The organism is Enterobacter sp. I4 (assembly GCF_022669095.1).
In the GTDB taxonomy this organism is placed as follows: Bacteria; Pseudomonadota; Gammaproteobacteria; order Enterobacterales; family Enterobacteriaceae; genus Enterobacter; species Enterobacter pasteurii.
The window spans coordinates 608,983-633,186 of the sequence record NZ_JALBUO010000002.1; the positions used below are offsets into that span (position 1 = coordinate 608,983).

Here is a 24,204-nt window from a genome sequence, read left to right on the forward strand (position 1 = left end):
ATGGAACGAAAACCCACTCTGGTTGTGGCCCTGGGCGGCAACGCGCTGCTCAGGCGCGGCGAACCGCTGGAAGCCGACATCCAGCGTCAGAACATCGAGCTGGCCGCCCGCACCATCGCCGGGCTGACTGAGCAGTGGCGCGTGGTGCTGGTGCACGGCAACGGGCCGCAGGTCGGGCTGCTGGCGCTGCAGAACAGCGCCTACGACAGGGTCGCGCCATACCCGCTGGACGTTCTCGGCGCGGAAAGCCAGGGAATGATCGGCTACATGCTCCAGCAGGCACTGAAAAACAGCCTGCCCCAGCGCGAGGTGAGCGTGCTGCTCACCCAGGTGGAGGTGGACGCCGCCGACCCGGCCTTCAGCAACCCGACCAAATACATCGGCCCGGTGTACAGCGAAGCGCAGGCGAAAGCGCTGGCCGCGGAGAAAGGCTGGGTGTTTAAGGCCGACGGCGGCTACTTCCGCCGCGTGGTGCCCTCTCCGCAGCCGAAGCGCATCGTTGAGCGCGACGCCATCGCGGCGCTTATTCAGCGCGACCACCTGGTGATCTGCAACGGCGGCGGCGGCGTGCCGGTGGTGGAAAACGCCAACGGCTACCGCGGCATTGAGGCGGTAATCGACAAAGACCTCTCCGCCGCCCTGCTGGCGCGCCAGATTGAGGCGGATGCCCTGCTGATTTTGACCGATGCCGACGCGGTGTATCTCGACTGGGGTAAACCGACCCAGCGCCCGCTGGCGCAGGTCACGCCGGAGCTGCTCAGGGGCATGCAGTTCGACGCTGGCTCGATGGGGCCGAAGGTCGCCGCCTGCCGCGAGTTTGTTGAAGCCTGCAATGGGATAGCCGGGATCGGCGCGCTGGCCGACGGCGCGGAGATCCTCGCGGGCGAGAAAGGCACGTTGATTCGTAACTGAATAACTTCACACCTCGCCCCTCACCCCTGCCCTCTCCCCATAGGGGAGAGGGAGCAAACCATCCCCTCGCCCCTATGGGGAGAGGGTTAGGGTGAGGGGTAAGGAAAGGTCTTAGACATTAATTTTAAAAAGGATTCCCCCATGACCATTAACCTGAAAAACCGCAATTTCCTCAAGCTGCTGGACTACACCCCGGCAGAGATCCAGTACCTGATCGACCTCGCCATCGAGCTGAAGGCGGCCAAAAAAGCCGGGCGCGAGAAGCAAACCCTGGTCGGGAAAAACATCGCCCTGATCTTTGAAAAAACCTCTACCCGCACCCGCTGCGCCTTTGAAGTGGGCGCGTTTGACCAGGGCGCGCAGGTCACCTACCTCGGCCCAAGCGGATCGCAGATTGGCCATAAAGAGTCGATGAAAGACACCGCCCGCGTGCTGGGCAGGATGTACGACGGCATCGAATACCGCGGCTACGGGCAGGCCATCGTCGAAGAGCTGGGCGAATACGCGGGCGTGCCGGTGTGGAACGGCCTGACCGACGAGTTCCACCCCACCCAAATACTCGCCGACCTGATGACCATGCTGGAGCACGCGCCGGGCAAAGCCCTGCCGGAACTGAGCTTTGCCTATCTCGGCGACGCGCGAAACAACATGGGCAACTCGCTGATGGTCGGCGCGGCCAAAATGGGCATGGATATCCGCCTGGTGGCGCCGAAATCCTTCTGGCCGGAAGCGGGGCTGGTCGAGCAGTGCCGCGCCATCGCCAAAGAAACCGGCGCGCGTATCACCCTCACCGACGACGTGGAGGAAGGCGTTAAGGGAGCCGATTTCCTCTACACCGACGTGTGGGTCTCCATGGGCGAGCCGAAGGAAGCCTGGGCCGAGCGCGTCAGCCTGATGAAGCCGTATCAAATCAACGCGGACGTCATGAAGGCCACCGGCAACCCGAACGTCAAGTTCATGCACTGCCTGCCGGCGTTCCACAACGAGCACACCAAAGTGGGCCGTGAAATTGAGATGGCCTACGGCCTGAAGGGGCTGGAGGTGACGGAAGAGGTGTTCGAATCACCGAACTCCATCGTCTTCGACGAAGCGGAGAACCGCATGCATACCATTAAGGCGGTCATGGTGGCGACACTCGGCGACTAATCACCGCCCGGCGCGCCGCGGGGTGCGCCGGGTTTCAGGAGAACATCATGGGCAAGTTCAAGTTTCCCTCCGCTTACACCATCCTCTTTGTGCTGATTGCCGTGGTTGCCGCGCTGACGTGGATTGTTCCGGCGGGGCAATACCATATGGCAATGAACGAGGCGCTCGGCAAGGACGTGCCGGTTGCCGGCACCTACGCGCACGTGGCGGCGCACCCGCAGGGTCTGGTTTCGGTGCTGATGGCCCCGATTGCCGGGCTGTACGATCCGGAGTCCGGCCAGGCCGGGGCCATCGACGTGGCGCTGTTTATCCTGATCATCGGGGGATTTCTCGGGATCGTCACCAGAACCGGAGCGATTGACGCCGGGATCGAGCGCGTCACCACCCGGCTGCGCGGGCGCGAGGAGTGGATGATCCCGATCCTGATGGCGCTGTTTGCCGCAGGCGGCACGATCTACGGCATGGCCGAGGAGTCGCTGCCGTTCTACACCCTGCTGGTGCCGGTAATGCTGGCCGCCCGTTTTGATCCGGTTGTCGCCGCCTCCACCGTGCTGCTCGGCGCGGGGATCGGCACGCTCGGCTCCACCATCAACCCGTTCGCCACGGTGATCGCCGCCAACGCCGCCGGGATCCCCTTCACCAACGGGATCGCCCTGCGCGTGGCGCTGCTGGTCATCGGCTGGGTCATCTGCGTGGCGTGGGTGATGCGTTACGCCCGCAAGGTGCGCCAGGATCCGTCGCTGTCGATCGTTGCGGATAAGCAGGAGGAGAACCGCGCCCACTTCCTCGGCAACAGGGGCGAGCAGACGCTGGAATTTACCCCGGTTCGCAAAATCATCCTCGTGATTTTCGCCCTCGCCTTCGCGGTGATGATTTACGGCGTGGCGGTGCTGGGCTGGTGGATGGCGGAGATCTCCGCGGTGTTTCTCGCCAGCGCCATCATCGTGGGGCTTATCGCCCGCATGAGCGAAGAGGAGCTGACCTCAACCTTTATCAACGGCGCGCGAGATTTGCTGGGCGTCGCGCTGATTATCGGCATCGCGCGCGGTATCGTAGTGATCATGGATAAGGGCATGATTACCCACACCATTTTGCACAGCGCCGAGGGGCTGGTGACCGGGTTGTCGACGGTGGCGTTCATCAACGTGATGTACTGGCTGGAGGTGGTGCTGTCGTTTCTTGTGCCTTCTTCGTCCGGCCTGGCCGTTCTGACGATGCCGATCATGGCGCCCCTTGCCGATTTCGCTAACGTCAACCGCGACCTGGTGGTTACGGCTTACCAGTCGGCGTCCGGCATCGTTAACCTTGTCACTCCTACCTCTGCCGTTGTGATGGGCGGGCTGGCTATCGCCCGCGTGCCCTACGTGCGTTATCTGAAGTGGGTCGCGCCGCTGCTGGGGATATTAACGGTGGTGATTATGGTGGCGTTGAGCCTGGGTGCCTTGTTGTGATTTGCCGGATGGCGCTGCGCGTATCCGGCCTGCGGATCGGTGCGGTGCCACCGGTTATTTCGGGAACTGATATGGGAACTATGATGGATTACGAAGAGTACTCTCCCAAAGAGCAACTACAGCTAACGGTCTGCCAGCGTCTGATCGCGGAAAAGAGCTATCTCTCTCAGGAGGAGATCCGCCGCGACCTGCAGGAGCATGGTTTTGAGACCATCAGCCAGTCCACCGTTTCACGTCTGCTCAAGCTGCTTGGCGTCATAAAAATTCGCAATGCTAAAGGGCTAAAGATTTATTCGCTGAATCCACAGCTGCGCCCTGCCCCCGACGCGGCGCGCACCGTCTCGGAAATGGTGGTAAGCGTGGAGCACAATAGCGAATTTATTCTTATCCATACCGTGGCCGGATATGGCCGCGCGGTGGCGCGTATTCTGGATTATCACCAGTTACCGGAAATATTAGGCGTGGTGGCAGGAAGCAGTATTGTCTGGGTCGCCCCCCGGGTAGTGAAGCGCACCGCGCTGGTGCATAAGCAAATTAATTATTTACTCAGAACGCATTAATATTCAAAAAGAACCGTTTGCTTTGAGTAAAGCGTGCATTAAATCGCTTGATCCGAAAAGCGAGCTGCGTATAATGCCCGACAATTTGCCGGGAGGAAGCATGGTCAAGCGTGTACGACATAACGTCTTACCGCGTCTGAAATCAGACGCTGGCCTGCCGTTTTTCTTCCCGTTGCGTAATCTATTCCCAGAGCCCCTCATTTGAGGGGCTTTTTTTTGCCCGGCGTCAGGAGATAAACATGAATCCGCTTTATCAAAAACACATCATTTCCATAAACGACCTCAGCCGCGAAGAGCTGGAACTGGTTCTGGAAACCGCGGCAAAACTGAAGGCCAATCCGCAACCGGAGCTGCTGAAGCACAAGGTGATTGCGAGCTGCTTCTTCGAAGCCTCGACCCGCACCCGCCTCTCCTTTGAAACCTCCATGCACCGCCTGGGCGCGAGCGTGGTGGGCTTCTCGGACAGCAGCAACACGTCGCTGGGCAAAAAAGGCGAGACCCTGGCGGATACCATTTCAGTGATCGGCACCTACGTTGACGCGATTGTGATGCGCCACCCGCAGGAGGGCGCGGCGCGCCTGGCAACCGAATTTTCCGGCGGCATTCCGGTGCTGAACGCCGGTGACGGTGCCAACCAGCACCCGACCCAGACCCTGCTGGATCTGTTCACCATTCAGGAAACCCAGGGCTCGCTGGAGAACCTGAACATCGCCATGGTCGGCGACCTGAAGTATGGCCGCACCGTCCACTCCCTGACCCAGGCGCTGGCGAAATTTAACGGCAACCGCTTCTTCTTCATCGCCCCGGACGCGCTGGCGATGCCGCAGTACATTCTCGACATGCTGGACGAGAAAGGCATTCAGTGGAGCCTGCACGCCAGCATCGAAGAGGTGGTGGGTAACGTGGATATTCTCTACATGACCCGCGTGCAGAAAGAGCGTCTGGATCCGTCCGAATACGCCAACGTGAAGGCGCAGTTCGTGCTGCGCGCCAGCGACCTCGACGGCGCGCGCGACAACATGAAGGTGCTGCACCCGCTGCCGCGCATCGATGAGATCGCCACCGACGTGGACAAAACGCCGCACGCCTGGTACTTCCAGCAGGCCGGGAACGGCATCTTCGCCCGCCAGGCGTTACTGGCACTGGTTCTGAATCGCGAATTAGCTCTGTAAGGGGAAACGACCATGACACACGATAACAAACTCCAGGTTGAAGCCATCAAGCGCGGCACCGTGATTGACCACATCCCTGCGCAGGTGGGCTTTAAGCTGCTGACGCTGTTCAAGCTGACCGAAACCGACCAGCGCATCACCATCGGCCTGAACCTGCCGTCCGGTGAAATGGGCCGTAAGGACCTGATCAAAATCGAGAATACCTTCCTGACCGACGAGCAGGTCAATCAGCTGTCGCTGTACGCGCCGGACGCGACGGTTAACCGCATCGACGATTACGACGTGGTGGGCAAATCCCGTCCGAGCCTGCCGGAGCGCATTGAGAGCGTGCTGGTCTGCCCGAACAGCAACTGCATCAGCCACGCCGAGCCGGTTTCCTCCAGTTTTGCAGTGAAAAAACGCGCCGATGACATCGCGCTCAAATGCAAATACTGCGAAAAAGAGTTTTCTCATTATGTGGTGCTGGCCAACTAATTGAGGTTGGTAATGAAATCCCGGCTGTTATAATGGCCGGGAACATTCTTAACGCTGTAATTCTGGAGAAAAAATGAGCAAAGTACTCGCGACGGAAAATGCACCAGCGGCCATCGGCCCTTACGTTCAGGGCGTTGATCTGGGCAGCATGATCATCACTTCTGGCCAGATCCCGGTGAATCCAAAAACCGGTGAAGTGCCGGCAGACGTGGCGGCGCAGGCGCGTCAGTCGCTTGAAAACGTGCAGGCGATCGTTGAATCCGCCGGCCTGAAGGTGGGCGATATCGTCAAAACCACCGTTTTCGTAAAAGATCTGAACGATTTCGCCACCGTTAACGCTACCTACGAAGCGTTCTTCACCGAACATAACGCCACCTTCCCGGCGCGCTCCTGCGTGGAAGTCGCCCGTCTGCCAAAAGACGTGAAAATTGAAATTGAAGCGATCGCCGTACGTCGTTAATTCATTTCAATAAATAAAGGGTAGCTCAGGCTGCCCTTTATTATTTTGACTATTTTTACTCTCGACTTTCAATGACGCCATACGCGGTCCATTAATAAACTGCAGTTGCTTTGTTATCTTCTTTTAAATGGACTAAGAATGAAAATTTCAAAAATTGCGTTGGCGATCGCAACATTAACCGTCGCCTCTTCCGCACTCGCGCATGGATATATTGAATCACCCGCCAGCCGCGCTTATATGTGTAAGCTCGGTCAAAATATTGACTGCGGTTCCGTACAGTACGAACCGCAGAGCGTGGAGAAAGCCTCCGGTTTCCCGACAGGGGCGATGCCGCCTGACGGCCAGCTTGCCAGCGCGGGGATTGCCAATTACTCCCAGCTGGATAAGCAGAGCCTGAACGCATGGACGAAAAACCCTATAACCGCGGGCCCGCATGAGTTTGTCTGGTATCACACCGCGCCGCACAAAACCACCAACTGGCGTTATTACATTACCAAACAAAACTGGGATCCAAATAAGCCCCTGACCCGCGCTCAGTTTGAATTAACGCCGTTCTGTACCATTAATGGAAATGGCCAGGCGCCAACAATGCGTCAGGCGATGAAATGTAATGTGCCGTCACGTACCGGCTATCAGGTTATTTATGGCGTCTGGGAAATTGCGGATACGTCTAATAGTTTCTACCAGGCCATTGACGTTGATTTCGGTAACGGAGGCAACGTAACGCCGGATGAAAATACAGGTATCGAATCTGAGTGGAGCAAAACGCTCAGCGGCCAGATTGCGGGTAATAACCTGAACGTCGGCGATAAGATCATTGCCCGCTTCTTCGACGCGCACGGTGAAGTGACTTCCCTGCGCACCGAACTGACGATTGCCACTGCCGCTCAGGGTGATGCCAACCAGTGGTCTTACGATCTGGCGCAGAAAATTAACACCGCGCACGACGATATCCGCGTCGGGGTGAAGGATGAAGCGGGCGAAATTAGCCCGGTTCACGGCGCGAACAGCGTATTCGTCAAAGATGGCAGCACCCTGCAATCCGTTGCGATTTCATACGAAGAGCAGAAGGCGGACGTCAATGAAACCATCGCCGTTACCGACTTGCACTACAGCAAAATCGAGAACGGCAGCGCGACCGTGACCTTCCACGTGAATACCCACGGCAACGTCGATTTCGAAGCCCACGTCATGAACCATCACGGCGCGGAAAAAGGGTATCTGAAGCAGGAGATGAACAACGCCAATCAGGACGTCACCATGACGCTGACCGGCGTTGAAGCGGGTCACCACATGCTGAAGTACTATGCCACCAATAAAGACGGCACCCTGTTTGCGCAGGACGTACTGAACCTGATGCTGGAAAGCGATGCCGCGGCGGACACCGGCGGCCAGCACGACTTTATCTTCCCGGATAATATCGCGTCCTACAAAGCGGGTACCGTGGTGCTGCAGCCTAAAGACGGTAAGACCTACGAATGTAAGCCATTCCCGTACAGCGGCTACTGCGTGCAGTGGAGCAAGTATGCGACCCAGTTTGAGCCGGGCACAGGTTCACACTGGAAAGAGGCGTGGGTTCTTAAGCACTGAGTCGTCTGATCCCCTCACCCTAACCCTCTCCCCAAAGGGGAGAGGGAACCGATCGAGCCTTCTCTTCACGGTGAGAGGGGAACGATAGAGCCCTTACCCTCCCCCTCTCTCCACAGGTGAGAAGGGAACGATAGAGCCCTTACCCTCCCCCTCTCTCCACAGGTGAGAAGGGAACGATAGAGCCCCTCTCCCCTTTGGGGAGAGGGGTTGGGGTGAGGGGGTTCTTTATTACTGATTCCGCGTCGCTCTGAGCAGCGTCTCCAGCGGATACACCGCCGCAATCACTACCTCATCCTGAATCTTCGCCGCGTTATCCAGCTCGCTCTGAATCGACGCGATCTCCTTATCGTCCAGCGTCCCCTGACGCGCCACCAGATCGGTGAGCCTCAGGCCAATCGACGCCAGCCTGTCCACCTCCTGAATCACCGGCTTGATCGCCTTCAGCTGATAGCTGTTTTCGCTTAACGCCAGCGCGTCGCTGGTGTTGTTCTGCCAGCGGTTAAACACGTGGCGCAGGGCGTCGGCGCTTTCCGTGTCTTCGGCGTCGCTCACCAGACGGTCCGCCCATTTGCTCATCTGACGCACGGTGGCGCTTTCGGCGTTCAGCGCATCGGCGAGCCTGTTTAGCGGTTCAAACTGATGGTAGTTTCCGGCCTGGAACTTGAGGTGCTGGCGGGTGTAATACTGGGCCGGCTCAAGCGCCTGGGCGAGGATTTGCAGCGGCAGCGTATCGGCGTTATTGGCCAGGCGCGTGAACTGCACCTGCTGCTGGGTATGCTGTTGCAGCCCGACCGATACCGTCGACCAGCTGTCCATCGCCTGCAGGCGGGTATACATGTTGTCGACGTCGTTTACGTCCTTCGCCGACCATAGCCGCTCCGCCACCGCAAAGGCGCGCGGCCACAGGCGGATATCCAGCACCGGTGCGATCACGTTTTCCGCCCACAGCGCGGCTTCACCGCCGAGCAGGTTGGCCTCATTCGCCACGTCCGGCACCACCGGCGGGATGCCTTTTGGCACCTCGTTCAGACGCGTGCCGCTAATCGGGTAGCGGGCATTGCCCACCAGGAAATAGCCGCTCAGCTTATCGTTCTCAACGGAGACGACCGGGCGCGTTTCGCCCATCCAGGTGTCGACGGTAAACGTCACCTGGTTGTCATCGCGCCATTCGATATCCTGCACCGCGCGACGCGACTTCCCGGCAAAATCGATAAACCCGCGCCACCCCGACTCCCCTTTCACCAGCGTGAAGCTGCCCTCTACCGGCTTGCCCTTCAGCCGCGGCATGGAGAAGGCCCAGCTCTGAACGCTGTCGGTGTCGGCTATCACATCCACGCCGTTCAGCCCCTGCGGGACAATTTCATTGCGATAGTGATAGGCGGTGGACTGAGGCTGGTCGAGGTAGAAGCCCGTTGAGAGAATGCCCCTGTAGCCGTTCTGCGCCACCTGCCCCAGCGCGTCCTGCCCTTGCCAGGACTGGATCAGAATGCTTTTCGGCAGGTCAGGATGGTAGATCTCATCCCAGCCGACCATCTGCCGGTGATGCTTCTCGAGGATCGTCTCCAGCCTGCGGTTAAAGTGAGCCTGCAGCGCGTGGCTGTCCGCCAGCCTGTTATCGCGCATGAACTGCTGAATGGCCGGATTCGCTTTCCACTGGCTGTCGTCGACCTCATCGCCGCCGATGTGCAGATACGGATCCGGGAAGATCGCCGCCAGTTCGCTGACCATCGCGTCGGCAAAGGCGTAGGTTGCCGCTTTGGTGGGATCCAGCACCGGCTTCAGCACGCCCCAGTGGCGCTCCATTTCGTACGGTCCCGGCGCGCTCATCAGCTCCGGGTATGCCACGGCAATGGCCGAGGCGTGGCCCGGCATGTCGATCTCCGGCACCACGCGGATGCCGCGCACGGTAGCGTAACGCACCACCTCGCGCATCTGTTCCGGCGTGTAGAACAGCCCGTCGCTGGCAAGCTGGGTCAGCTTTGGATAGCGCGCTGAGCTGAAGCGCCAGCCCTGATCGTCGGTCAGATGCCAGTGCAGAACGTTAAGCTTGGCCGCGGCCATGCCGTCAATCTGGCGTTTGATATCCGGGAGCGGGATGAAGTGGCGCGCCGAATCAAGCAGCAGCCCGCGCCACGGGAAGCGCGGCGAATCCTCAATCGTGACCCACGGAATAGAGGTGTTTTCCGCGCCGTTCTGAATGAGCTGGAGCAGCGTTTCCATGGCGCGCAGCGCGCCGAAGCGGGTGTTGGCGGAGATAGTTACGCCACTGGCATCCACCGTCAGCCTGTAGCTTTCATCGCTGTCCGGCAGCGGCTGCGGCTTGACCTTTTTGACGATAGCGATGCGGATGGTTGGCTTTTCCGGCTTGTCGGCCTGCGGCTGCAGGGTCCAGCCGGTTTGCAGGGCGATGCGCTGGCGCAGGCGGTCCACCGCCTCACCCAGATCGTCGCCGCTGACGCTGACGGAAACGTTGTTGCTCAGCGCCAGCGCGCCCTGGGTTGTCGGGCGTTCGACCTTCGCAGGCCAGGGCATCAGGGGAAGATCGCCTGCCGGGGCGGCAAACGCGGAGGCGCCGAGCATTAGCCCGGCGGTTAAGAGACTGTACCGTAACATGAATGTTCCTTATCTGACGGGCCAAATATACCCGTCATACTTCAAGTTGCCTGTGCGTTGGCTGCACTCGTTCACCCCGGTCACTTACTTATGTAAGCTCCCGGGGATTCACTCCCTTGCCGCCTTCATGCAACTCGAATTATTTAGGGTATAAAGGCAAAACATTCTGTTAACATGCGCTCAATTTGTCGTCAAGCGAATGCGCCGACGGAGATCACAGGTTGTTGAATTTGGGAGAAAAGCCAGTCCCCTCACCCCGGCCCTCTCCCCAAAGGGGGGAGGGTGTAATCATCCCCCTCTCCCTTCTAGGGAGAGGGTAAGTTTTTACTGCCACCCGTACCGGCGCGCATAGAATCCTTTCACCAGCTGCGTCAGCACCATATAGCCCGCGAGGATCGCCACCAGCCACGGGAAGTAGCTCAGCGGCAGCGCCTGGAGCTGCAGATAGCTCGCAAGCGGTGAGAACGGCAGCGCGATCCCAAGCGCCATCACAACCCCGGTCATGATAATCAGCGGCCAGGCGGCACGGCTCTGGATGAACGGAATGCGGCGGGTGCGGATCATATGCACAATCAGCGTCTGCGACAGCAGCCCCACCACGAACCAGCCGGACTGGAACAGGGTCTGGTGTTCCGGAGTGTTGGCGTGGAACACAAACCACATCAGGCAGAAGGTCAGGATGTCGAAGATCGAGCTGATCGGGCCAAAGAACAGCATAAAGCGCCCCAGATCGGCGGGGTTCCAGCGCTGCGGCTTCTGGATCTGCTCGTCATCGACGTTATCAAACGGGATCGCCACCTGGGACACGTCGTACATCAGGTTCTGGATCAGCAGGTGCAGCGGCAGCATCGGCAGGAACGGCAGAAACGCGCTCGCCACCAGCACGCTGAAGACGTTACCGAAGTTGGAGCTGGCGGTCATCTTGATGTACTTGAGCATGTTGGCGAAGGTCCGACGCCCTTCGATCACGCCCTCCTCCAGCACCATCAGGCTCTTTTCCAGCAGGATGATGTCTGCCGCTTCACGGGCGATGTCCACCGCCCCGTCCACGGAAATACCGATATCCGCCGCACGCAGGGCGGGCGCGTCGTTGATGCCGTCGCCCATAAAGCCCACCACGTGCCCTTCCCGACGCAGCAGGGTGACGATGCGCTCTTTGTGCATCGGCGTCAGGCGGGCAAACAGCGTGGTGCGCAGGGCAAGCTGCGCCAGCTGGTCGTCTGAGAGCGATTCGATATCGCTTCCCACCACCACGTCGCCCGCGTCCAGCCCCACCTCGTGACACACTTTGGCGGCCACCAGCTCGCTGTCGCCGGTGAGGATTTTCACGGTGATACCGCTCGCCTTCAGCGCCTTCAGCGCGGGGGCGGTGGTCTCTTTCGGCGGATCGAGGAATGCGATGTAACCTTCGAGGATCAAATCGGATTCGTCGATACGCTGATAGTCACCTTCCCGCGCGGGCAGAAACTTGCTCGCCACCGCCACCACGCGCAGCCCCTGACGGTTCAGGTTATCGGTAACGCGTTTGATGCGGCGCAGCATGGTCTCGTCCAGCGGCACGATCTCCCCGTTATGGCGCACCTGCGTTGAAACGTTCAGGATCTCCTGCAACGCCCCTTTGCAGATCAGCTGATGCACGTCCGGCTGTTCGCTTACCACCACCGACATGCGGCGGCGCTCAAAGTCGAACGGGATCTCGTCGACTTTCTGCCAGCGGCCGGAGAGCATGCGGGCCGACTCTTCATCTACGCCTTCCAGCACCGCCACGTCGAGCAGGTTTTTCAGCCCGGTCTGGTAGTGGCTGTTCAGCCACGCGCTGTACAGCACGCGCTCGCTGGTCTTTCCGGCGATGTCGGTATGGTTCTCCAACACGATTTTGTCCTGGGTCAGCGTGCCGGTTTTATCGGTGCAGAGAATGTCCATCGCGCCAAAGTTCTGAATGGCGTCGAGGTGTTTGACGATCACCTTCTGTTTAGAGAGTTTAACCGCCCCGCGCGCCAGCGTAGAGGTGACAATCATCGGCAGCATTTCCGGCGTCAGGCCGACGGCCACGGAGAGCGCAAACAGCGCCGCTTCCCACCAGTCGCCTTTGGTGTAGCCGTTGATCAGCAGCACGATCGGCGTCATGACCATCATAAAGCGGATCAGCAGCATGCTGACGCGGCCAATGCCCTTCTGAAACGCGTTCGGCTCGCTCTCCTGCTCGCTGACGCGTCCGGCAAGCTGTCCAAACCAGGTATTGCCGCCGGTGGCGGTAACAATCGCCTGCGCGGTGCCGCTGACCACCGTGGTGCCCATAAAGCACAGGGTGTCGCACTCGAGCGGGTTCATCTGCTGCGGATCGCGGGAGCGCGCCACCTTCTCAACGGGCAGAGATTCCCCGGTGAGCGAAGCCTGCGCCACGAACAGATCGCGCGCCTGGATGATGCGCAAATCCGCCGGGATCATGTCCCCGGCCGCCAGCTTCACCAGATCGCCCGGCACCAGCTGGTCAATGGGCAGTTCAACCCAGGCGTTTTCGCCGAGTTCGTTAATCACGCGCGAGACCGTCGCGGTGTTGCTGACCATCGCCTTCAGGGCGTCCGCCGCTTTGGTGGAGCGCGCTTCCTGAATAAAGTTCAGCAGCGTGGAGATACCCACCATCAGGGCAATAACGCCGGCGGCGAACAGATCTTCGGTAGCGTAAGAGATGATGCCCAGCACCGTCAGCAGCAGGTTGAACGGGTTGCGGTAGCAGAGCCACAGGTGCACCCACCACGGAGAGGGCTTTTGCGCCGGGATCTGGTTGTCGCCGTGCACGGCGCGAATTTTTTCAACTTCGGACGCGTTCAGCCCTTCCGGGTGACCGCCAAAGGCGCGCCAGACTTCGTTTTCATCCATCGCCGCCACGTTAAGGCAGCGCTCGGTCAGGGAGGCGGGAATTGTCGCCCCCGCGATATTTTTGCCGTTTGGCAGCGGATCGCGCGCAATCAGGCGATGTGGCAGATGGCGGCTCAGCTGTGCAAACAGCTGCCGGGTGATATTTTTCAGCATAGTCATTCCCCCGCATCCGCAATGGCGGACGCAGTCTTTCCCGCAGGCATGGCAAAGCCGCACCTGTCAGGCACTTAAATTTTCAAGCAGGAACGTATGAACGTTGCTGCCTCACGCCGGTGAGACAGCAAAAGGCTGGCTTACCGGAAAGAAGGTTTTCTCCTGGTCAGGAGAGGTGTGGGATCGGGATCCATGTCGCCTCCGGTAAGTAAAAAGTAGGGTGTCGGCACGCAGTATAGCGATTTAACCATACCGTTTGTGTTTAATCGGGCGGTATTATAACGCCCTGCAAATAAACCAAACGTAAACCAGACTTTGCCCATGGCGAATTCGCAGGATAGCATTAGGCTCAACTGACTATTTTATCGTTGTTACAGGGAATACAGCATGCAGAACCGCCTTACGATTAAAGACATCGCGCGTTTAAGCGGCGTGGGGAAATCGACCGTCTCACGCGTGCTGAACAACGAAAGCGGCGTCAGCGAGCGTACGCGCGAGCGCGTTGAGGCGGTCATGAATCAGCACGGTTTCTCCCCTTCCCGCTCCGCGCGCGCCATGCGCGGGCAGAGCGATAAAGTGGTCGCCATTATCGTCTCGCGTCTGGATTCTCTCTCCGAAAACCTTGCCGTGCAGACCATGCTGCCCGCCTTTTACGAGCAGGGTTATGATCCGATCATGATGGAGAGCAAATTCTCGCCGCAGATGGTGGAGGAGCATCTCGGTATGCTTCAGCGACGCAACATTGATGGCGTGGTGCTGTTCGGCTTTACCGGCCTTAAAGAAGATGTCCTCAAGCCCTGGCAGCCTTCACTGGTGCTGCTGGCGCGCGACGCCAGCGGGTTTGCTTCTGTCTGTTACGATGACGAAGGGGCGATTGTGATCCTGATGCAGCGCCTGTATGAGCAGGGCCATCGCTATATCAGCTATCTCGGCGTGCCGCATGCCGACATCACGACCGGCAAGCGTCGTCATGAGGCGTACCTGGCGTTCTGTAAAAAACATAACCTGCCCGCCGTGGCCGCGCTGCCCGGGCTGGGCATGAAGCAGGGATATGAGCAGGTCGCCAGCGTGCTGACTCCGCAGACCACGGCCCTGGTGTGCGCCACGGATACCCTCGCCCTGGGTGCGAGCAAATATTTGCAGGAGCAGCGCATCGGGGAACTGCAGTTAGCGAGCGTGGGAAACACGCCGCTGATGAAGTTCTTACACCCCGAGATTATCAGCGTCGATCCGGGCTACGCTGAGTCAGGCAGGCAGGCGGCCGCGCAGCTGATAGAGCAGATCAACGGGCGGAGCGAACCGCGCCAGATCGTTATTCCTGCCCGTCTCTCATAACCTTCTTGAATAGTTTATTGTGATCTTCGCCCGATTTCGGGAACGTTCCCATTTTCGCCGTCGCGCTCAGGGAGTAGGCTTGCGTTCAGGTCATTCATCCCTTCACCATCTGTCATGAGGTTTCATGATGAGTAAAGTCAAACAAGCCGATATCGATCGGTTGATCGTCCTGGTAGGCGGCCGTGAAAACATTGCCACCGTCAGCCACTGCATTACCCGCCTGCGCTTCGTGCTGAACGATCCGGCTAAAGCTAACCCAAAAGCCATTGAAGAGCTTTCAATGGTCAAAGGCTGCTTCACCAACGCCGGGCAGTTCCAGGTGGTGATTGGTACCGAAGTGGGCGATTACTATCAGGCTCTGCTGGCGACGACCGGGCACGCTTCCGCCGACAAAGAGCAGGCGAAGAAGGCCGCGCGCCAGAATATGAAGTGGCACGAGCAGCTTATCTCCCACTTCGCGGAGATCTTCTTCCCGCTGCTGCCGGCGCTGATCAGCGGGGGCTTAATTTTAGGCTTCCGCAACGTCATCGGCGATGTGCCGATGAGCGACGGTAAAACCCTGGCGCAGATGTACCCGGCGCTGCAAAGCATCTATGACTTCCTGTGGCTGATTGGCGAAGCGATCTTCTTCTACCTGCCCGTCGGGATCTGCTGGTCAGCGGTGCGCAAGATGGGCGGAACGCCGATTCTTGGCATCGTGCTCGGCGTCACGCTGGTCTCTCCGCAGTTAATGAACGCTTACTTACTTGGGCAGCAGGTGCCTGAAGTGTGGAACTTCGGCCTGTTTACCATCGCCAAAGTGGGCTATCAGGCGCAGGTGATCCCCGCGCTGCTGGCCGGGCTGGCGCTGGGCTTTATTGAGACGCGCCTCAAGCGCATCGTGCCCGATTACCTCTATCTGGTGGTGGTGCCGGTCTGCTCGCTGATCCTGGCGGTATTTCTGGCGCACGCCTTTATCGGTCCGTTTGGCCGCATGATTGGCGACGGCGTGGCCTTCGCGGTGCGTCACCTGATGACCGGCAGCTTCGCGCCGGTTGGGGCCGCGCTGTTTGGCTTCCTATATGCCCCGCTGGTGATCACCGGCGTGCACCAGACGACGCTGGCGATCGATATGCAGATGATCCAGAGCCTGGGCGGCACGCCGGTCTGGCCGATTATCGCCCTGTCTAATATCGCGCAGGCCTCCGCGGTTACCGGCATCATCATCGTCAGCCGTAAGCACAACGAGCGTGAGATCTCCGTTCCGGCAGCTATCTCCGCTTACCTCGGCGTTACCGAACCGGCGATGTACGGTATCAACCTGAAATATCGCTTCCCGATGCTCTGCGCGATGATCGGCTCTGGCCTGGCGGGTTTGCTGTGCGGCCTGAACAGCGTGATGGCGAACGGGATTGGCGTGGGCGGCCTGCCGGGAATCCTCTCCATTCAGCCCGCGTTCTGGCAGGTGTTTGCGCTGGCAATGGCGGTGGCGATTATCGTCCCAATGGCGCTGACTACCGTGGTCTACCAGCGTAAGTTCCGTCAGGGCACGCTGCAGATTGTTTAATTCCCTCTTTCGGGGCGCAGTTGCGCCCCTTCGCATTTGCAGGAACGCACTATGAATACCCTTCCTCACTGGTGGCAAAACGGCGTCATCTATCAGATTTACCCAAAGAGTTTCCAGGACACCACCGGCAGCGGCACGGGCGATCTGCGCGGCGTGACGCAGCGCCTGGACTATCTGAAAACCCTCGGCATTGACGCCATCTGGCTGACGCCGTTTTATATCTCGCCGCAGGTGGATAACGGCTACGACGTGGCGAACTACATCGCCATCGACCCGACCTACGGCACGCTGGACGACTTTGACGAGCTGGTCGCCCAGGCGCACGCGCGAGGCATCCGCATCGTGCTGGATATGGTGTTTAACCATACGTCGACGCAGCACGCCTGGTTCCGCGAATCGCTGAACAAATCGAGCCCGTACCGCCAGTTCTATATCTGGCGCGACGGCACGCCGGACGAGCTTCCCAATAACTGGCGCTCCAAGTTTGGCGGCAACGCCTGGCGCTGGCACGCCGAAAGCGAGCAGTATTACCTGCACCTGTTCGCGCCGGAGCAGGCGGACCTCAACTGGGAAAACCCGGAGGTGCGCGCCGAACTGAAGAAGGTGTGCGAGTTCTGGGCCGATCGCGGCGTGGACGGTTTACGTCTCGACGTGATTAACCTGATTTCGAAAGATTGGTCCTTCCCGGACGATCCCTTCGGCGATGGTCGTCGCTTCTACACCGACGGGCCGCGCATCCATGAATTTCTTCAGGAGATGAGCCGCGACGTCTTTACCCCGCGTAACCTGATGACGGTAGGCGAGATGTCCTCCACCTCGCTGGAAAACTGCCAGCAGTACGCGTCTCTGGACGGGCGCGAGCTGTCGATGACCTTCAACTTCCACCACCTGAAGGTGGACTACCCCGGCGGCGAAAAATGGACAAAGGCGAAGCCGGACTTCGTGGCGCTAAAAACCCTCTTTAACCACTGGCAGCAGGGGATGCACAACAAGGCGTGGAACGCGCTGTTCTGGTGTAACCACGATCAGCCGCGCATCGTGTCGCGCTTTGGCGACGAAGGGGAACACCGCGTGGCGGCGGCGAAAATGCTCGGCATGGTGCTGCACGGCATGCAGGGCACGCCGTATATTTATCAGGGCGAAGAGCTGGGCATGACCAACCCGCACTTCAGCCGCATCACCGACTACCGCGACGTGGAAAGCCTGAACATGTTTGCCGAACTGCGCGCAAACGGCCGCGATGCGGAGGAATTGCTGGCGATTCTGGCGTGCAAATCCCGCGATAATGGCCGCACGCCGATGCAGTGGGACGCCTCGCACAACGCGGGCTTTACCGGGGGCGAGCCGTGGATTGGCGTTTGCGATAATTACGAGACGGTGAACGCCCGGGCCGCGCTGGACGACCCGGACTCGGTGTTTTACACCTATCAGTCGCTCATCAGGCTGCGCAAAACCCTGCCGGTGCTGACGTGGGGAGACTATGAAGATTTGCTCCCGACACACCCTTCCCTGTGGTGCTACCGCCGCCGGTGGCAGGGACAAACGCTGATAGTGGTGGCAAACCTGAGCGGCGCATCTCAGGAATGGCACGCAGACGCTCCGGGCGGCGAGGCGCGGATCGTGATGAGTAACTACCCTGCCCCCCATACGTCTTCGCTCCGTCCGTTTGAAGCCGTGTGGTGGTTACAGCAGTAATTTCCCCGTCGGGCGCCCGTCGCGCCCGGCTTATTTTGCTGTTTTTGTTGAATAATTAAGCAATATTTTGCCTCTGCGCATTTACAATCGCTCCAGCGCCCGCCGTTTGTACTCTCGTCTTTTTACTTTGTTCTGAATCAAAAAAATCGCAAACATGTTTGATGCAAATCACTATATGTAGCACTTAAAATGCATCCCGACCCAACATATTGTATCTATCGTCTACAATTCCAACAACAAGACGGCGCTTACGCTGGCCGGAATTGTGGATAACACGAACCGGGAACGCGGGAAGTCTTTGGCCTGCCGAGCAATAAGCCCGGTGAATACTTCCCCACCTCTGTGGATAACCTGTTTTTAAAATGGAGTGATCATGACACCGCATGTGATGAAACGTGATGGCTGTAAAGTGCCGTTTAAATCAGAGCGCATCAAAGAAGCCATTCTGCGTGCAGCTAAAGCAGCGGGAGTCGATGACGCAGATTACTGCGCCACCGTCGCAGAAGTCGTTAGCAGCCAGATGCATGAACGCAGCCAGGTGGATATCAACGAGATCCAGACTGCGGTAGAAAACCAGCTGATGTCTGGCCCCTACAAGCAGCTGGCGCGCGCCTACATTGAGTACCGTCACGACCGTGACGTCCAGCGCGAGAAGCGCGGTCGCCTGAACCAGGAGATCCGCGGCCTGGTGGAGCAGACCAACTCCTCGCTGCTTAATGAAAACGCCAACAAAGACAGCAAAGTAATCCCGACCCAGCGCGACCTGCTGGCCGGTATCGTCGCCAAGCACTATGCGCGCCAGCATCTGCTGCCGCGCGACGTGGTATCGGCGCACGAGCGCGGTGAAATCCACTACCACGATCTCGACTACTCGCCGTTCTTCCCGATGTTCAACTGCATGCTGATCGACCTGAAGGGCATGCTGACCCACGGTTTTAAAATGGGTAACGCCGAGATTGAACCGCCAAAATCCATCTCCACCGCGACGGCGGTCACGGCGCAGATCATCGCCCAGGTCGCGAGCCACATTTACGGCGGCACCACCATCAACCGCATCGATGAAGTGCTGGCCCCGTTCGTAACCGAGAGCTTCAACAAGCACCGTAAAACGGCGGAAGAGTGGCAGATCCCGGATGCCGACGGTTACGCCCGTTCCCGCACGGAGAAAGAGTGCTACGACGCCTTCCAGTCGCTGGAATACGAAGTGAACACGCTGCACACCGCCAACGGCCAGACGCCGTTTGTGACCTTTGGCTTTGGTCTCGGCACCAGCTGGGAGTCGCGCCTCATTCAGCAGTCCATCCTGCGCAACCGTATTTCAGGCCTGGGTAAAAACCGCAAAACTGCGGTGTTCCCGAAACTGGTCTTCGCCATCCGCGACGGGCTGAACCACAAGTTTGGCGATCCGAACTACGACATTAAACAGCTGGCGCTGGAGTGCGCGAGCAAGCGCATGTACCCGGACATTCTGAACTACGACCAGGTGGTGAAGGTCACCGGCTCGTTCAAAACGCCAATGGGCTGCCGCAGCTTCCTCGGCGTGTACGAAGATGAGAACGGCGAGCAGATCCACGACGGGCGCAACAACCTGGGCGTAATCAGCCTTAACCTGCCGCGCATCGCGCTGGAGGCGAAAGGTAATGAAGAGGCCTTCTGGACGCTGCTGGACGAGCGTTTACAGCTGGCGCGTAAGGCGCTGATGACCCGCATTGCGCGTCTCGAAGGGGTGAAAGCCCGCGTCGCGCCAATCCTTTATATGGAAGGGGCCTGCGGCGTGCGCCTGAAGGCGGACGATGACGTTGCTGAGATCTTCAAAAACGGCCGCGCGTCGATCTCGCTGGGCTATATCGGTATTCACGAAACCATTAACGCGCTGTTTGGCGTCAGGCACATTTACGACAGCGATACCCTGCGCGAGAAAGGCATCGCGATTGTGCAGCGCCTGCGTGATGCGGTGGACCAGTGGAAAGACGAAACCGGCTACGGTTTTAGCCTGTACAGTACGCCGAGCGAAAACCTGTGCGATCGCTTCTGCCGCCTGGACACCGCCGAGTTCGGGATTGTGGAAGGGGTGACCGACAAAGGGTACTACACCAACAGCTTCCACCTCGACGTAGAGAAGAAGGTGAACCCGTACGACAAGATCGACTTCGAAGCGGCCTACCCGCCGATCGCCAGCGGCGGCTTCATCTGCTACGGCGAGTACCCGAACATTCAGCACAACCTGAAGGCGCTGGAAGACGTGTGGGACTACAGCTACCAGCACGTGCCGTATTACGGGACCAACACGCCAATCGACGAATGCTACGAGTGCGGCTTTACCGGCGAGTTTGAGTGCACCAGCAAAGGCTTCACCTGCCCGAAATGCGGTAACCACGATGCGGCCCGCGTTTCCGTGACCCGCCGCGTGTGCGGCTATCTCGGCAGCCCGGACGCGCGTCCGTTTAACGCCGGCAAGCAGGAAGAGGTGAAGCGCCGCGTGAAGCATTTAGGGAATGGGCAGATCGGGTAAGTTTTTTGCCGGGTTCTCCCCCTCACCCCAACCCTCTCCCCAAAGGGGAGAGGGTGTAATCGTCCCCTTTGGGGAGAGGGTTAGGGTGAGGGTTAAGGCATCACATCAGGCCAACGCTATGAACTATCACCAGTACTACCCCGTCGACATCGTCAACGGCCCCGGCACCCGCTGCACGCTCTTTGTATCGGGCTGCATTCACGAGTGCCCCGGCTGCTACAACAAAAGCACCTGGCGCTTAAATTCCGGTATGCCGTTCACCGCTGAAATGGAAGACCGCATCATCAGCGACCTGAACGACACGCGCATCAAACGTCAGGGGATTTCGCTCTCCGGCGGCGACCCGCTGCATCCGCAAAACGTGCCGGATATTCTGAAGCTGGTGAAACGCATTCGCCGCGAATGCGCGGGAAAAGATATCTGGGTCTGGACGGGCTATAAGCTGGATGAACTGAATGCTGCTCAGAGGGAAGTGGTGGATCTGATTAACGTGCTGGTCGACGGCAAGTTCGTGCAGGATTTAAAAGATCCCATGCTTATCTGGCGAGGCAGCAGTAACCAGGTTGTGCATCATCTGCGTTAATTAATAGCGGATAGCCTCTATCCGCTTTTTTCTCAAAACCGGCTCAAACTCTCCACGGCCTCAGCCTTAAACGTCGCAAAATCCTCGCACTGGCACAGGCGCGCCATCGCGCGTTCACGCAGGAAGGTGACGAAGATGTCGTAAATGGCCATCGCCTCTTCATATTCACTCCTGCTAATCGCAAGCAGGAAAATCACATGGGCTGTTTCATCTCCCCACTGAATGCCCTGCGGCGCCAGCACCGTGTAGACCACCGTTTTTTGCGCCAGCAGGCCGAGGGAGTGCGGCAGCGCGATGCCGTCGCCAAGCATGGTGCTGACGATGGCCTCACGCTCGATGACCGAATCCAGAAATTCCGCCCCGACAAAGCCCTCGCGTTCGAGCTGCTCGCACAGTTCGCGGAACAGGGTTTGCTGGTCGACGGGCTTGTCGATAATGCGGAAATGGGCCGCGTCGAAGTATTTCTCCAGCATCCACGGGCGGGTTCTGTCCACCAGCACCAGCTTGCCGATCTGCTCCAGCTGATAGTCGGTCGGGAACGGAGCTATCGTCACCACCGGTTTGGATTTTTCGCTCACGCGGGCGGTGGAAATAACAAAGTCCTCGACGACGGTATCCGCCTGCTCGTACTCGCGCAGGGTGAGCGTCCGCGCGATCTCAATCTGCGGGTATTTACGCTGGAGCACCGCCTCGATCATCCGCACCATCGCGTTTCCGGCGTCGCACACCAGCAGCACCCGCGGCTGGCGCTGGTAGCCAATGTTGTAGTGACGCTCCAGCCCGACGCCGATGTGCAGCACCAGGAAGCCAATCTCGTTTTCGCTGATCGCGTACGGGGTATATTTCCCCCAGCTCGACACGGCCGCGAGGGTCATGTCCCACGCCATCGGATAGTGCTGCTTGATGTTATCCAGCAGCGGATTGGGGATCATGATTTGATACCGCACGCGGGTGATCATGGTTTTGATGTGCGTGAGCAGATCCGCGTGCAGCTGTTCGTCGCTGAGCAGGTTGTAGTTATAGTGGGTATTGATGTAGCGCAGGATGTAGTTGACCAGCGCCTCATCGTCGTCGGCGTTAATCGCGCTGGGGGCGATCTCCTGGATCTGCCGCGCCGCAATGTGCACGCACAGCCAGCTCTCTTCCGAAGGTGAAAGCGCTTTGTCCGCCAGCTGCTGGATGGACGCCGCGATAGCTTTCGCCGCCTCGCGCACGTTGTCCTCCACGTCTTCCGCATGAAATTCCGGCAGCGGGTAACCTTCGCTGATGCGCCGCACCGACACCGCGCAGTACAGGCGCAGGAACAGCTCGCCCTCGTCGGTCAGGCGAATGTGATGGCGGGTCAGCGCGTCGTGCAGTATGGGCACCATCTTTTCCGCCACGCCCGCGTTGAGCGCCACCTCGGTAACCAGCGGGTTCAGGCTGTCCTGCTGCGCCAGCTCCCACAGGAGGTCGGTCAGGCAGGCGCGGATCGCCATCTCGCGGCCAAACAGCTTCATGCCGTGGCGCGGGCGGGTTTCCAGCGTCAGGTTGTACCGGTGGAACCACTCGCGTACCTCCACCATGTCGCTCTGCAACGTGGCGCGGCTGACAAACCACTCGTCCGCCAGGTCCTCCAGCTTAAGGGAAAACGCCGAGGTCAGAAAACGCACCACCAGATAGTGCACGCGCTCCGGCCCGGTTCGCGGAATGCGCAGCGCGCGCGGGTGCGATGCCTGTAGCTGCTGGTAACGTTCAGCATCATCAATTTTAAGCTGATAGCCGTTACCGCGGCTCAGAACGAACTGCGCGCCGTGGCTCACCAGCAGCGCGTTCAGGGCGGTGATATCCGCCCGGACGGTTCGCGTGGAGACCGACAGCCGCTGCGCCAGCTCGTCCTGCGGCAGCGTCTCGTTTTGCAACAGATCGAAAAGTTGCGCTAAACGTTGGTTCGGAAATCGCACGTCGTCGTCCTCTTACTGCTCAGGGTGAAATAACCATCTGGGATGGGCTGCCGACCGGGGTGTAGTCTGGCTCAACGCTCAGCCTGCCGTCCTGCGCCACGCGGAAGCGGGTAATGTTGTCGCTGCGCTGGTTCATGACGTACAGCCAGCGCCCCTGCTTATCGAGCGTCAGGGTTCGCGGATAGTCACCGCGCGTCCAGACATCGTCCCGGTGCGTCAGCGTCCCCTCCGCCGTTACGGTAAAGTGCCCGATGCTGTTATGCAAACGGTTAGCGACATACAGCTGTTTACCATCGGCGCTTAACGCCAGCCCGGCGGCAAAGCTGGTACCCCTGTAACCGTCCGGCAGGGCTGAAACCGTTTTACCTTCTTTGAGCCTGCCGTTGCTGTCCAGCGCATAATGGGTGAGCGTAGAGGCTTCTTCGTTAATCAGCCACAGAGCGTCTCCCTTCGGCGTAAAGACAAAGTGGCGCGGCCCGGCACCTTTTGATGAGGCGCTGATAAACGGCGGATCGTTCGGCGTCAGCTTGCCGCTTCGATCGTCAAAGCGGTACTGGTAGATGCGATCCAGCCCCAGATCGGTAGAAAACACATACTTCCCGCTCGGATCGGCGGCGATCATGTGCGCATGTGGGCCGTTATGATCGCTGATGGCAAAGCTGCCCTCAACGGCAGCTTCCGGCTTCGCCGCCCCCGGTTCGCCCCGATCCTGATGCGTGTCCGTGGCCTCACCCAGGCTGCCGTCTGCGTTGACGGGCAGCACCGCGATCGATCCGCTGACGTAGTTCGCCACCAGCAGGTGCTGGCCGTTCGGCGTTAACGACAGGTACACCGGCCCCGCACCGCCGGAGGAGACCTGATTCAGCTCGCTCAGCTCGCCGTTATCGCCCACGCGCAGCGCCTGCACCACGCCCTGCTCCACCTCGCTTGCCAGATACAGCGTTTTGCCGTCGTGAGAGACGGTCAGCTGCGCCGCGTTCGGGAGCCTGCTCACCAGCGTTTTATCGCCGAGCGCGCCGGTGTTCGGGTCGACGGTAAAGCGGTACAGCCCCTCACCGTTGGGGTTATAGGTGCCGACCCAGGCGTACTGCGGCTGGGCGATAGCGGCAGTGGCAAGCAACGAGAGTGAAGCGACAAGCAGGTTTTGGGTGTGCATGGTGGCTCCTTTGGGGTTGTGCG

Annotated in this window: 18 protein-coding genes and 1 pseudogene; 14 read left to right on the forward strand and 5 right to left on the reverse strand. The window is 59.4% G+C overall.

Annotated features, from left to right (window positions below; all coding sequences use genetic code 11):
- The 4 genes from arcC (at position 1) to MOQ06_RS15230 (ending at position 4,069) form a co-directional block, all read left to right on the forward strand.
- Positions 1–912 (forward strand): carbamate kinase, encoded by a 912-nt coding sequence (gene arcC / locus MOQ06_RS15215; RefSeq protein WP_242173817.1) that lies wholly within the window; start codon positions 1–3, stop codon positions 910–912.
- Positions 913–1,053: 141 nt separating this feature from the next.
- Positions 1,054–2,058 (forward strand): ornithine carbamoyltransferase, encoded by a 1,005-nt coding sequence (argF, locus tag MOQ06_RS15220; protein WP_242173819.1) that lies wholly within the window; start codon positions 1,054–1,056, stop codon positions 2,056–2,058.
- 47 nt (positions 2,059–2,105) lie between these two features.
- Positions 2,106–3,509, forward strand: a complete 1,404-nt coding sequence (locus MOQ06_RS15225; protein ID WP_193354848.1) for a YfcC family protein — start codon at positions 2,106–2,108, stop codon at positions 3,507–3,509.
- Positions 3,510–3,589: 80 nt separating this feature from the next.
- Positions 3,590–4,069, forward strand: a complete 480-nt coding sequence (locus MOQ06_RS15230) for an arginine repressor (protein ID WP_042322591.1) — start codon at positions 3,590–3,592, stop codon at positions 4,067–4,069.
- A gap of 3 nt (positions 4,070–4,072) precedes the next feature.
- On the opposite strand, the pseudogene MOQ06_RS15235 reads toward MOQ06_RS15230, so the two are convergent.
- A pseudogene (locus tag MOQ06_RS15235) lies at positions 4,073–4,190 on the reverse strand (hypothetical protein).
- On the opposite strand from MOQ06_RS15235, the gene MOQ06_RS15240 reads away from it, so the two are divergent.
- The 5 genes from MOQ06_RS15240 (at position 4,170) to gbpA (ending at position 7,765) form a co-directional block, all read left to right on the forward strand.
- Positions 4,170–4,274 (forward strand): pyrBI operon leader peptide, encoded by a 105-nt coding sequence (locus tag MOQ06_RS15240; RefSeq protein ID WP_176608854.1) that lies wholly within the window; start codon positions 4,170–4,172, stop codon positions 4,272–4,274. The pseudogene MOQ06_RS15235 and the gene MOQ06_RS15240 sit on opposite strands and share 21 nt — an antisense overlap.
- 34 nt (positions 4,275–4,308) lie before the next feature.
- Positions 4,309–5,241 (forward strand): aspartate carbamoyltransferase, encoded by a 933-nt coding sequence (pyrB, locus tag MOQ06_RS15245; protein ID WP_242173821.1) that lies wholly within the window; start codon positions 4,309–4,311, stop codon positions 5,239–5,241.
- A 12-nt stretch (positions 5,242–5,253) separates the two neighbouring features.
- Positions 5,254–5,715: an aspartate carbamoyltransferase regulatory subunit gene (gene pyrI, locus MOQ06_RS15250; RefSeq protein ID WP_014830457.1), complete on the forward strand. Its 462-nt coding sequence runs from the start codon at positions 5,254–5,256 to the stop codon at positions 5,713–5,715.
- A 73-nt stretch (positions 5,716–5,788) separates the two neighbouring features.
- Entirely contained in the window at positions 5,789–6,175 is a 387-nt protein-coding gene (ridA, locus tag MOQ06_RS15255) for a 2-iminobutanoate/2-iminopropanoate deaminase (RefSeq protein ID WP_003863373.1), read from the forward strand.
- A gap of 138 nt (positions 6,176–6,313) precedes the next feature.
- Complete coding sequence (gbpA, locus tag MOQ06_RS15260) at positions 6,314–7,765, forward strand: N-acetylglucosamine-binding protein GbpA (protein ID WP_242173823.1); 1,452 nt, start codon at positions 6,314–6,316, stop codon at positions 7,763–7,765.
- A gap of 228 nt (positions 7,766–7,993) precedes the next feature.
- On the opposite strand, the gene MOQ06_RS15265 is transcribed toward gbpA, so the two are convergent.
- Both MOQ06_RS15265 and mgtA read right to left on the reverse strand, forming a co-directional pair.
- Positions 7,994–10,378 carry a family 20 glycosylhydrolase gene (locus tag MOQ06_RS15265; RefSeq protein WP_242173825.1) on the reverse strand — a complete coding sequence of 795 codons (2,385 nt, stop codon included), beginning with the start codon at positions 10,376–10,378 and terminating at the stop codon, positions 7,994–7,996.
- A gap of 324 nt (positions 10,379–10,702) precedes the next feature.
- Positions 10,703–13,411 carry a magnesium-translocating P-type ATPase gene (gene mgtA, locus MOQ06_RS15270; protein ID WP_242173827.1) on the reverse strand — a complete coding sequence of 903 codons (2,709 nt, stop codon included), beginning with the start codon at positions 13,409–13,411 and terminating at the stop codon, positions 10,703–10,705.
- 387 nt (positions 13,412–13,798) lie between these two features.
- Between mgtA and treR the strand changes: the two genes are divergently transcribed.
- The 5 genes from treR (at position 13,799) to nrdG (ending at position 21,082) form a co-directional block, all read left to right on the forward strand.
- Entirely contained in the window at positions 13,799–14,746 is a 948-nt protein-coding gene (gene treR / locus MOQ06_RS15275; protein WP_242173829.1) for a trehalose operon repressor TreR, read from the forward strand.
- A 127-nt stretch (positions 14,747–14,873) separates the two neighbouring features.
- Complete coding sequence (gene treB / locus MOQ06_RS15280) at positions 14,874–16,292, forward strand: PTS trehalose transporter subunit IIBC (protein ID WP_176611142.1); 1,419 nt, start codon at positions 14,874–14,876, stop codon at positions 16,290–16,292.
- A 51-nt stretch (positions 16,293–16,343) separates the two neighbouring features.
- Positions 16,344–17,987, forward strand: a complete 1,644-nt coding sequence (treC, locus tag MOQ06_RS15285; RefSeq protein WP_242173831.1) for an alpha,alpha-phosphotrehalase — start codon at positions 16,344–16,346, stop codon at positions 17,985–17,987.
- 373 nt (positions 17,988–18,360) lie between these two features.
- Complete coding sequence (nrdD, locus tag MOQ06_RS15290; RefSeq protein ID WP_242173833.1) at positions 18,361–20,499, forward strand: anaerobic ribonucleoside-triphosphate reductase; 2,139 nt, start codon at positions 18,361–18,363, stop codon at positions 20,497–20,499.
- A 118-nt stretch (positions 20,500–20,617) separates the two neighbouring features.
- Complete coding sequence (nrdG, locus tag MOQ06_RS15295) at positions 20,618–21,082, forward strand: anaerobic ribonucleoside-triphosphate reductase-activating protein (protein WP_176608862.1); 465 nt, start codon at positions 20,618–20,620, stop codon at positions 21,080–21,082.
- A 32-nt stretch (positions 21,083–21,114) separates the two neighbouring features.
- On the opposite strand, the gene MOQ06_RS15300 is transcribed toward nrdG, so the two are convergent.
- Both MOQ06_RS15300 and MOQ06_RS15305 read right to left on the reverse strand, forming a co-directional pair.
- Positions 21,115–23,025 carry a PRD domain-containing protein gene (locus MOQ06_RS15300; RefSeq protein WP_242173835.1) on the reverse strand — a complete coding sequence of 637 codons (1,911 nt, stop codon included), beginning with the start codon at positions 23,023–23,025 and terminating at the stop codon, positions 21,115–21,117.
- Between the two features lie 19 nt (positions 23,026–23,044).
- Positions 23,045–24,181 (reverse strand): lactonase family protein, encoded by a 1,137-nt coding sequence (locus tag MOQ06_RS15305; RefSeq protein ID WP_242173837.1) that lies wholly within the window; start codon positions 24,179–24,181, stop codon positions 23,045–23,047.
- Between the last annotated feature and the right edge of the window lie 23 nt (positions 24,182–24,204).